Origin of the sequence: Gluconacetobacter liquefaciens, assembly GCF_003350405.1 — a bacterium.
GTDB classification, from domain to species: Bacteria; Pseudomonadota; Alphaproteobacteria; order Acetobacterales; family Acetobacteraceae; genus Gluconacetobacter; species Gluconacetobacter liquefaciens.
In genome coordinates this window covers 326,381-336,215 of record NZ_QQAW01000004.1, presented here as the reverse complement: position 1 = coordinate 336,215, position 9,835 = coordinate 326,381, and the positions used below count along the sequence as shown (strand labels likewise).

Annotated in this window: 8 protein-coding genes; 6 read left to right on the top strand and 2 right to left on the bottom strand. The window is 64.4% G+C overall.

Features of this window, described 5'->3' with window-relative positions; genetic code table 11:
• Positions 1-53: 53 nt before the first annotated feature.
• The 5 genes from phoU (at position 54) to C7453_RS09760 (ending at position 5,939) form a co-directional block, all read left to right on the top strand.
• Complete coding sequence (phoU, locus tag C7453_RS09780; RefSeq protein ID WP_114727341.1) at positions 54-749, top strand: phosphate signaling complex protein PhoU; 696 nt, start codon at positions 54-56, stop codon at positions 747-749.
• A gap of 25 nt (positions 750-774) precedes the next feature.
• Positions 775-1,497, top strand: a complete 723-nt coding sequence (phoB, locus tag C7453_RS09775) for a phosphate regulon transcriptional regulator PhoB (protein ID WP_114727376.1) — start codon at positions 775-777, stop codon at positions 1,495-1,497.
• A gap of 32 nt (positions 1,498-1,529) precedes the next feature.
• Positions 1,530-2,825: an ATP-binding protein gene (locus C7453_RS09770; protein ID WP_114727340.1), complete on the top strand. Its 1,296-nt coding sequence runs from the start codon at positions 1,530-1,532 to the stop codon at positions 2,823-2,825.
• An 85-nt stretch (positions 2,826-2,910) separates the two neighbouring features.
• Complete coding sequence (pstS, locus tag C7453_RS09765; RefSeq protein WP_114727339.1) at positions 2,911-3,915, top strand: phosphate ABC transporter substrate-binding protein PstS; 1,005 nt, start codon at positions 2,911-2,913, stop codon at positions 3,913-3,915.
• Between the two features lie 323 nt (positions 3,916-4,238).
• The gene (locus tag C7453_RS09760; RefSeq protein ID WP_114727338.1) at positions 4,239-5,939 is read left to right on the top strand and encodes an OprO/OprP family phosphate-selective porin; all 1,701 of its coding nucleotides are present in this window, start codon (positions 4,239-4,241) and stop codon (positions 5,937-5,939) included.
• 223 nt (positions 5,940-6,162) lie between these two features.
• Here the strand turns inward: C7453_RS09760 and C7453_RS09755 are convergent, their stop codons facing one another.
• Positions 6,163-7,029, bottom strand: coding sequence for a LysR family transcriptional regulator (locus tag C7453_RS09755; RefSeq protein WP_245948956.1), 867 nt, complete (start codon positions 7,027-7,029; stop codon positions 6,163-6,165).
• Positions 7,030-7,124: 95 nt separating this feature from the next.
• Positions 7,125-7,604 carry a CBS domain-containing protein gene (locus tag C7453_RS09750; protein WP_114727337.1) on the bottom strand — a complete coding sequence of 160 codons (480 nt, stop codon included), beginning with the start codon at positions 7,602-7,604 and terminating at the stop codon, positions 7,125-7,127.
• Positions 7,605-7,847: 243 nt separating this feature from the next.
• Here C7453_RS09750 and ilvD point away from each other — a divergent pair, with 243 nt between their 5' ends.
• Positions 7,848-9,704: a dihydroxy-acid dehydratase gene (ilvD, locus tag C7453_RS09745; RefSeq protein ID WP_114727336.1), complete on the top strand. Its 1,857-nt coding sequence runs from the start codon at positions 7,848-7,850 to the stop codon at positions 9,702-9,704.
• The last annotated feature ends 131 nt before the right edge of the window (positions 9,705-9,835 follow it).

Here is a 9,835-nt window from a genome sequence, read left to right as displayed (position 1 = left end):
GATTACATCACCGGCCGGTTCGGCTGAGTTCGGCGGGCAGGGGGAAAGGCAGCATGGTGAAGGAACAGGCGCACACCGTCAGCAGCTACGAGCAGGAACTGGATCAGGTCCGGGGCATGCTGGTCCGCATGGGGGGAATCGTCGAAAGCCAGATGGCGATGGCGATGGCCGCGATCGTCGATCGCGACGAGGACGCGGCGGTGGAGGCATCGGAACGCGACCCGCAGGTGGACGAACTGGAGCGCGAGATCGAAACCCTGTCGATCCGCCTGCTGGCGCTGCGGGCGCCGATGGCGGGCGACCTGCGCGAGATCGTGGCGGCGATGAAGATCTCGGGCGATCTGGAGCGCATCGGCGATTGCGCCGCCAGCATCGCGCGCCGCACTCTGCGGCTGGAAGCCGGGGATGCCAGGCTTTCGCCGGGTGGCCTGCGCACCATGGGGCGCCTGGTGCAGGAGAACCTGCGCCGGGCGATCGACGCGATGAGCCAGCAGGACAGCGAGCGCGCGGTCGAAGTCTGGCAGTCCGACGCGGCGGTGGACGAGCTTTATACCGCCATGTTCCGCGAGCTGGTGACCTACATGATGGAGGACCCGCGCACCATCCGGTCCTGCACCCATCTGCTGTTCATCGCCAAGAACCTGGAGCGGATCGGCGATCATGCCACCAATATCGCCGAGCGGGTCTATTTCGCCGCGACAGGCGAGCAACTGCCGGTGGCGAGGCCGCGTGGTCTCCCGGTGGTGTGACGGAAGCGAAATGATGTCGGGTACGATGACGGATACGGGTGAAGGCACCGCGGGCGGCGGCCGGCGGACATATGTCCTGGTGGTCGAGGATGACGACGCGCTGCTGATGCTGGTGCGGTATAATCTGGAAAAGATGGGATACGAGGTCGGCGTGGCCGAGGACGGGCACCAGGCGCTGGCGCGGGTCGCGGAACGCCGGCCCGACCTGATGATTCTGGACTGGATGCTGCCGGGCCTCTCGGGGCTGGATGTGTGCCGCCGCCTGCGCGAGCAGGAGGCCACCCGCGCGCTGCCGATCCTGATGCTCACCGCCCGGGCCGGCGAGGCCGACAATATTCGCGGGCTCGATGTCGGTGCCGACGATTATGTCGTCAAGCCTGTCAGTATCGAGGCGTTGCAGGCGCGTATCCGCGCGTTGCTGCGCCGTGCGCCGCCGCTGGAGCAGGTTCTGCGTTTTGGCGACGTGACGATGGATACCGTCGCCCATCGGGCCGAGCGCAACGGCCGCGCCCTGGCGCTGGGGCCGACCGAATATCGGATACTGGAGTTCTTCCTGCGCAATCCGCGCCAGGTCTTCTCGCGTGAGGATCTGTTGCAACGGGTATGGGAACGTGGGGTGCATGTGGAATTGCGGACGGTCGACGTGCATATCCGGCGCCTGCGGCTTATCCTGAACGGGCCGGGCGAGGGCGATATCGTCCGGACCGTCCGGGCCGCGGGCTATGCCCTGGACGACCCGCGCCCCTGATTGCGGGGCCTTCGCGCGTCGGGAGCTGAACCATGTCCGCAATCGTGGCCGAGAATATCGTGGCGGGCATGGGCGTGCTGACGGCGGCCGTCATGGGGTGGCGCATGATCGCCAGCCGGCGGGCCGCCACCATGTCGGTGGCCAGGGGGGATTCCGTGCGTGCGGTGCCGCCCTCGGCCGATGTCCTGTCACGCATGATCGAGACGCTGGACCTGGTGCCGGCGGCCGTCCTCGTTCTGGATGCGGGGGGGCGAATCCTGCATGCCGGGCCGGGCGCGTGGGAATTGTTCGGCGACAGTCTCGGCGCGATCATGCGCCATCCGGCTCCGCTCTCCGCTGTGCTCGAATTGCGGGACGGTGAGCGGGTCGAAGTGGACATGATGCTGGATGTGCCGATCCGCCGCGCGGTGCGCGGGCAGTTCCGCCGGATCAGTATCGGGGCGGGCCAGTCGGTCGTGCTGGCAACCCTTCAGGACGGCAGCGAACGCGATGCGCTGGAACGCATGCGGACCGATTTCGTGGCCTATGCCAGCCACGAACTGCGCACCCCTCTGGCGGCGTTGACGGGGTTTATCGAGACGCTGCGCGGCCCGGCCGCCGACGACCCGCAGGCACAGCAGCGCTTTCTTGGGGTCATGGCCGGGCAGGCGGCCCGCATGCAGCGCCTGCTGGACCGGTTGCTGATGCTGTCGCGCGTGCAGATGATCGAGCATCGCAAGCCGCGCGGCACGGTCAGCCCGGCCGCGATCGTCTCCCGGGTGCGCGACGAAGCCGCGCCCCTGCTGGATGGGGGGCCGGCCACCCTGAACGTCGATCTGCCCGCCGGCCTTCCGGATTTTGCCGGCGATGCCGATCAGGTGGTGCAGGTGCTGCTGAACCTGATCGAGAATGCGATCAAATATGGATCGGATGAACGCGATCGTGCGGTGACGATCGGCCTGCGCGTGCGCCAGACGGTGCCGGCGGCGCTGATGGGCGTGGTGGGCGCGGGCAAGATCCAGGGGGCGGCCCCAGGTGGCGGGGTCAGGCAGGGAATCGCCTTTACGGTAACCGACAACGGGCCGGGGATCGAGGCACGCCATCTGCCCCGCCTGACCGAACGCTTTTACCGTGTGGAGGGCAACTCGCCCCGGCGGACCGGGACCGGGCTGGGCCTGGCGATCGTCAAGCATATCATCGACCGGCACGAGGGGCGGCTGACGGTGGACAGCACGGTAGGGAAGGGAACGGCCTTTACCGTCTGGTTTCCGTTCGGCGATGGCGTGTCTCCGAAACGTCATGAAACTGTCATGGACACATCATTCCCTCAGCCTGCTGATCCGGGCTAGGAGGGGGCACCCGGGAGAAGCGTGCCACAACGCCTTGTCGCCGCTGCCGGGTTTGTCTGCCACGCTCGTCCAGGAACGGAACCCGATGCGTCGTCCTGTCAAATTCCTTGCCGCTCTTATGGTTGCGGCCGGTCCGGCTGCCCTTTCCGTCGCGCACGCCGCCGACATCACCGGAGCCGGCTCCAGTTTCGCCGCCCCGATCTATGAAGCCTGGGGCGCGGCCGCCAAGAACGCCACCGGCGTTGCCGTGAACTATCAGAGCGTCGGTTCCAGCGCGGGCCAGAACCAGGTCCTGGCCGGCACGGTCGATTTCGGTGCGTCCGACGCCCCGATGGATGCCGCCAAGCTGGAAAAAGGCTCGCTGTTCCAGTTCCCCACCGTGATGGGCGGCATCGTGCCCGTGGTGAACATCCCGGGTGTGAACGCCAATGCGCTGCGCCTGACGGGCGATGTGCTGGCCGGCATCTATGCAGGCACGATTTCCTCCTGGAACGACCCGAAGATCACGGCACTGAACCCGGGGCTGAAGCTGCCGGACCTGCCCATCGCGACGGTTCATCGCGCGGATGGTTCGGGCACGACCTTCGTGTTCACCTCCTATCTGTCGCGTGAATCGCAGTCCTGGCACGATGCCGCCGGTGCCGGCAGCTCGATCGCCTGGCCGGGTGGCGTGGGCGCCCGTGGCAATGACGGCGTGGCGGCTTCCGTCCGCAACACCGAAGGCGGCATTGGCTATGTCGAATACGCCTATGCCAGCCGCAACCACATGACGACGGTGCAGCTCAAGAGCAAGGCCGGTGATTTCGTCACCGCCAACCTCGACAGCTTTGCCAAGGCCGCCGGCGCCGCCGACTGGAAGGGCGCGACGAACTTCGCGGTCGACCTGCTGGACACGCCGGGCCAAGGCGCCTGGCCGATCGTTTCCGCGACCTACGTGCTGGTGCCGAAGCCGCCGAAAGATGCGGACAAGGGCGCTGCGGTGCGGAAATTCTTCGGCTGGGCCTTCGATAATGGCGATTCGGCTGCCCGCCGCCTGGATTATGTCGTCCTGCCGGCTTCGGTGAAGGCCGCTGTGCGCGCAGCCTGGTAACAGGCAGGGTTCTTAAATGTGGAAAAGGCGGGGATCTCGGTCCCCGCCTTTTTTATTGGTCCTCTCCTGTCCGGGAGAGGATTATTTTTTATCCATTTGTACTCCGTGGCTTTTAAATATTTCTGTCATACTTCAAATGTCTCATCGGGTGCGGCTTGTTCCGCCAGCGGTGTTGTGTGTTTGCAACAGTGTGTGTATCATTTAATTTCAATGACTTATGGTGCTTTGTCATCGTTCTGTCATGAGTCAGTTATAAAATCATCACACCGAAAAAAAGCAGGCCAGTTTACGAAGTCGTCATCTTCTCCTTCGGAACGGATGACATGCGTCTGCGATCCTCTCTTTCTGCCTTGTTCTGCACCACAGCATTGCTGGGCACCGTCTCTCTTATGCATCCCGCTGCGGCAGCCGACTCGCAGGACGCGCAATTGCGCGAACTGCGTCGGGAAATGCTGGAGATGCGGAGCCAGATCAAGGCTCTGAAATCTCGCTTGAACGAGCCCGAGACCACGAATACCCGGACAGCCCGGGTGGCCGCTGCGGCACATCGTTCCGAAATGTCCAACCGTATGGCGCACGACATCAACATTGGCGACGCCGTCCGGCCGAGCGTCGGTGTGCTGAACGCGAGCGGTGCCGGCACGCCGCCGTCCGATCGCGCCGTGGTGGAATCCTGGAAGGATTTCCAGGCCGCAACGAAGAGCGATGAGGAAGTCGCGGTCGGCGGCATGAAGATCGGCTTCCCCAACGGGCGCTTCACGGTCCAGTCGAAGGATGGCGAATATGCGCTGTCGATCGGTCTGGCCTTCCATGAGGATTTCGGTGGGTTCATCACCAACAATCCGCGCAGCAGTGGAAATATCCACGAGGCGAAGGGCGCGTTCAACGCGTTCACGACCAATCAGCGCCGCCTGCGTATTCCGTTCATGTTCCGCTACAAGAACTGGGTCGCAGCAGTTACGCCTGATTTCGGTGCCAACCATAATGATGGTTACGTCGGCCTGTATGAGGGTAACCTGAACTATACCGGTCTGCGTAACACGGTGCTGACGGTTGGTTACTTCCAGCCGCGCGTGACCGAAGAGGACGCGGAAAGCTCCAACGACTTCATGACGCTTGAGCGCCCGAGCATCACCGACATGGTGCGCAATATCGCCGCAGGCGATGCGCGCTTCAGCGTAGGGGCCATGCATTACGAAAAGCGTTGGTGGATCGCTGGCTACTTCACCGGGCAGGAATGGGGTCATCGTAATCCGTCCGACAACGGAGCCACCTATTATGGCGGTGGTAGCGGTTCGATCGTCGATAGCCAGACGGGCGGCGTCTTCCGCGTTGCCGGTCGTCCGGTCGCGACGAAGGATTGGGACGTGCATATGGGCATCTCGGCGATGTCGGCGTTCAAGGTCCAGGGGACTGGCACCAACAACCGCACGGCGTCGTTCGGTCAGCGTCCGGAATTTGATATCGGTGAAGGCAGCCTGGCTGCTACCGGTACCATCCCGTACGTCTCGCATGTCTGGGCGGCCGGTCCGGAACTCGGTGTTCGCTGGCGTCGCCTGCTCGTGAAGGGCGAATTCTACAATGTTGGTATCGAGCGGTCGCAGGCTACTCTGCCGACGTTGAACTTCCAGGGTTGGTATGGTTCGGCTGCCTACACCATCTTCGGTACGCCGCGTATGTATAACTACAAGGCAGGTGCCTGGGGCGCCCCTGGTGTCAAGGAGACGGAGGAGTTCGATCCGGCTCACGACAAGTGGGGTGCGCTGGAAGTTGTCGGCCACTACAGCGTGATCGACCTGAATTCCAACGAGCATGATCCGCGGGCCGTCGGCACGGCCAATCTCTATGGTGTCAATGGCGGTCAGCAGACGGTCTGGCAGGGTGGTCTGAACTGGTACCCGAACCGTCATTTTGCGATTAAGGCGGACTACAGCCACTTCATCGTGTCGCGTAACCAGCAGGCGACCAACACGCTCGGTCGTACGGGTGACTCGGTTGAAGCCCGCGTGCAGGCAACGTTCTAAAAGAACAGAGGGCGGTGCGCGTTCGACTGCGCATCGCCTCTCCTGACCGTGCTGACGGAATGAAGGGCTTGCGGAATGCTATCCGCGAGCCCTTCGTTTTTATGTCTTGAGGATAGATAGAGGTCAGGCGTCGTTGTCGGATACCGCATGCAGGGCCGTGCGGAACGCGTCGGCCATCAGGCTGCTTCCGCGTTCTTTTTAACGACGCAATGTCATTGGGTCATCAGCGGGGCAGATCGACGCAGGACAATTGACGCAATTGACGCAATTGACCGTCTTGGACCATCGGGGCGGCGAATGCTTCGGGCAGGACGCCGAGATAGGCGCCGGTCAGGATCAGCATCGCGCGCGAATCAATGGTTTCGGCCGAGGCGGAGAATGTCAAGCGGCGGATGGCGGGCCAGTCGGATGCCGTGGCGGCATCGGAGGCGTCGATCAGCCGTTCCTCTTCGAGCATCGGCAGCGTCAACGGGCCATCATGGTCGAACAGGGCGTGCCGGCGACCGCAATAAAGATGCAGCGTTTCCGAGATCAGTATGCTCGCGCTCAGGCCCGGCTGGGCATCCGGCAGCAGGGTCAGCGCGGCTGTCGCACGTCCGTCGAGCAGCGCATGCTCGATATCGGCCGCCGAGGCGGAGGTCATGCTGATAAAGACCTCTGGATGCTGGCGGCCGAACATCTCCAGCGCATGGATGATGCCGGTTTCGCCATAGATCAGTATGTTATCGATGACATAGAGCGCGAAACGGCCGGACAGCACGCCGCTGGCGATGTTGATCCGGTCGCGGAAGCGGTCGATGTCGCGCAGCAGGTCGTCGGTCGCGCGCAGCACCTCGCGGCCTTCCGGCGTCAGGGAGAATCCGCCACGGCCCCGGCGGCACAGGCGCATGCGCAGCCGCTGCTCCAGGGACGAAATATCGATGCTGATCGACGACTTGCTCTTGCCCAGCGCCAGTTCGGCGGCGGCGAAACCGCCAAGCGTCGCCACGGTGCGGAATACACGCAGCAGGCGCAGATCGACTTCGGCCAACTGGCCGGAAAAGCCCTGGGGGGAACGGACCGGGGCAGGCCCGCGCCGGGGATCGGCCAAGGGGAGCATCCTTCCTCTCTGCGAGGAAGGGTGCATACCATGGTCCGGCGGCGGGATGCTATTTGCCGGCGGTCCGCGTGCCCGCGTTCAGGGTTTCAGGAGGCGAACGGCTGGGGCGGCACCGAGGCGTGGCCGCCCTCCTGCATGACGTAGGCGCGCATCTCGCGGGCCAGACTCTCGGCTTCCTCCAGCCGCATTTTCACGATGTCGCCGATGCTGACCAGCCCGACCAGATGGCCGCTGCCATCCAGGACGGGCACATGGCGGCTATGGCGGCGCGTCATCTTGCGGGCAACCGAGTGAATATCCTCCGATCGGGTCGCGGTAGGGACCTCGCGGGTCATGATGTCGCGCGCCGTCAGGCCCTCGATCTGCGCGCCGTGATGCGCCAGGGCATCGACGATCGAGCGCTCCGAGACCATGCCGGCAAGGTGCCCCGCCGCGTCGACGACCGGTACGGCGCCGATATGGCGTTCGGCCAGCAGGCGGGCGATCGCCGTGACGGGTTCCTCGACACCGACGGTGATGACGGCAGGGCCCTTGTCGTTGAGGATATGCAGTACGGGGATGCTCACGGGGTATTTCCTCCTTTTGGGTCCACGCTTCATGGGGGGCGTGGTGCAGCCGTCTGCACATGGGGGTTGCCGGCCGCGGAACAATGGCTGCATCCGTTCATGACGGCGTGAGAACAGGGCGGGGATAGCGTGGTGCTTCACGGCGGGGGGAAACGTCTCATATAAGGGGGCGCGCCGGGACGCGGCGCACCGGGGCCGTATCCCCGCAACGATCCGCCCCTGTCCGGAAAGGCTTTACATATCATGCCCGCCTATCGCTCCCGCACCACCACGCATGGCCGCAACATGGCCGGGGCCCGCAGCCTGTGGCGTGCCACGGGCATGCAGGATTCCGATTTCGGCAAGCCGATCATCGCCATCGCCAATTCCTTCACCCAGTTCGTGCCGGGGCATGTCCACCTGAAGGATCTGGGCCAGCTTGTCGCCGGCGCAGTTGCCGAAGCGGGTGGAATCGGTCGTGAATTCAATACGATCGCGGTCGATGACGGTATCGCCATGGGGCATGGCGGCATGTTGTACAGCCTGCCTTCGCGCGAGTTGATCGCCGATGCGGTGGAATATATGTGCAACGCCCATTGCGCCGACGCGCTGGTGTGCATCAGCAATTGCGACAAGATCACGCCCGGCATGCTGATGGCCGCGATGCGGCTGAACATCCCCACCATCTTCGTCTCGGGCGGCCCGATGGAGGCCGGACGGATAACGGAAGATGGCATCGAACGCCATGTGGACCTGGTGACGTCGATGGTCTCGGCGGCCGATCCGCGCGTCAGCGATGCCGAATCCCAGTCGATCGAACGGTCGGCCTGCCCGACCTGCGGATCGTGCTCGGGCATGTTCACCGCCAATTCGATGAACTGCCTGACCGAGGCGCTGGGCCTGGCGCTCCCGGGCAATGGCAGTCTGGTGGCGACCCATGCCGACCGGCGCGACCTGTTCCTGGAGGCCGGGCGGCAGATCGTCGGGCTGGCCCGCCGCTGGTACGAACAGGACGATGCAAGTGCCCTGCCGCGCGGCATCGCCACCATGGAAGCGTTTGAGAACGCGATGACGGTCGATATCGCCATGGGCGGCTCGACCAACACCGTGCTGCATCTGCTGGCTGCCGCTCATGAGGGCGGGGTGCCGTTCACCATGGCCGATATCGACCGGCTGTCGCGTCGGGTGCCGCATCTGTGCAAGGTCGCGCCGTCGAAGGCCGACGTGCATATGGAAGACGTACATCATGCGGGCGGTATCTTCGCCATCATGGGCGAGCTGAACCGGCTGGGTCTGCTGCATCGCGAGGTGTCGATGGTGCATGCACCCTCGCTGGCTCAGGCACTGGAACAGTGGGACGTGACGGCGCCTGACGCGGCCGATGTGGCGAAGACCCTGTTCCGCGCGGCACCGGGCGGGGTGCGCACCACGCAGGCATTCTCGCAGGCCAGCCGATACCACGCGCTCGACCTCGACCGGGCGGACGGTGCGATTCGCGATGGCGCGCACGCCTTCAGCCAGGATGGCGGGTTGGCAGTGCTGTACGGCAACATCGCCGAAGACGGTGCGATCGTGAAGACGGCCGGCGTGGCGGCGGGCCTGCTGCGCTTCAAGGGTCCGGCGCGGATCTTCGAGAGCCAGGACGACGCCGTGTCGGCCATCCTGGGCAACCGGATCGTGGCAGGCGATGTGGTCGTGATCCGCTATGAAGGCCCCAAGGGCGGTCCCGGCATGCAGGAAATGCTGTATCCGACCAGCTACCTGAAATCGAAGGGGCTGGCCGAATCCTGCGCTTTGATCACCGATGGCCGCTTCTCGGGCGGCAGTTCGGGCCTGTCCATCGGCCATATCTCGCCCGAGGCTGCTGAGGGCGGCGCGATCGGCCTGCTGCGCGAAGGGGATGTGATCGAGATCGACATTCCCGGCCGGGTCCTGCGCGTCGACCTGCCGGACGCGGAACTCTCCGCGCGCCGGTTGCAGATGGAAGAAACGGGCGAGGCCGCCTGGCAGCCCGATCGCACACGCTCCGTGTCGGTCGCGTTGCAGGCCTATGCCGCGCTGACCACCAGCGCCGCGCGCGGCGCGGTGCGCGATGTGGGGCAGCTTCGCCGCCGCGGATAATATGTCGGGTAAAGAAAGCGGCCGGGGAAACTCGGCCGCTTTCTTGTCATTACAACGTAATGATGTCTGTTTTATGTTACGTTGCGCAATAAATTTCCATAAAATGATGAAGAGTTGGGCATAAATTGGCC

Bases quoted from the DNA above. Each gene is read 5' to 3' on its own strand.
- phoU (WP_114727341.1), top strand. From the start codon at position 54: ATGGTGAAGGAACAGGCGCACACCGTCAGCAGCTACGAGCAGGAACTG.
- phoB (WP_114727376.1), top strand. From the start codon at position 775: ATGACGGATACGGGTGAAGGCACCGCGGGCGGCGGCCGGCGGACATAT.
- C7453_RS09770 (WP_114727340.1), top strand. From the start codon at position 1,530: ATGTCCGCAATCGTGGCCGAGAATATCGTGGCGGGCATGGGCGTGCTG.
- pstS (WP_114727339.1), top strand. From the start codon at position 2,911: ATGCGTCGTCCTGTCAAATTCCTTGCCGCTCTTATGGTTGCGGCCGGT.
- C7453_RS09760 (WP_114727338.1), top strand. From the start codon at position 4,239: ATGCGTCTGCGATCCTCTCTTTCTGCCTTGTTCTGCACCACAGCATTG.
- ilvD (WP_114727336.1), top strand. From the start codon at position 7,848: ATGCCCGCCTATCGCTCCCGCACCACCACGCATGGCCGCAACATGGCC.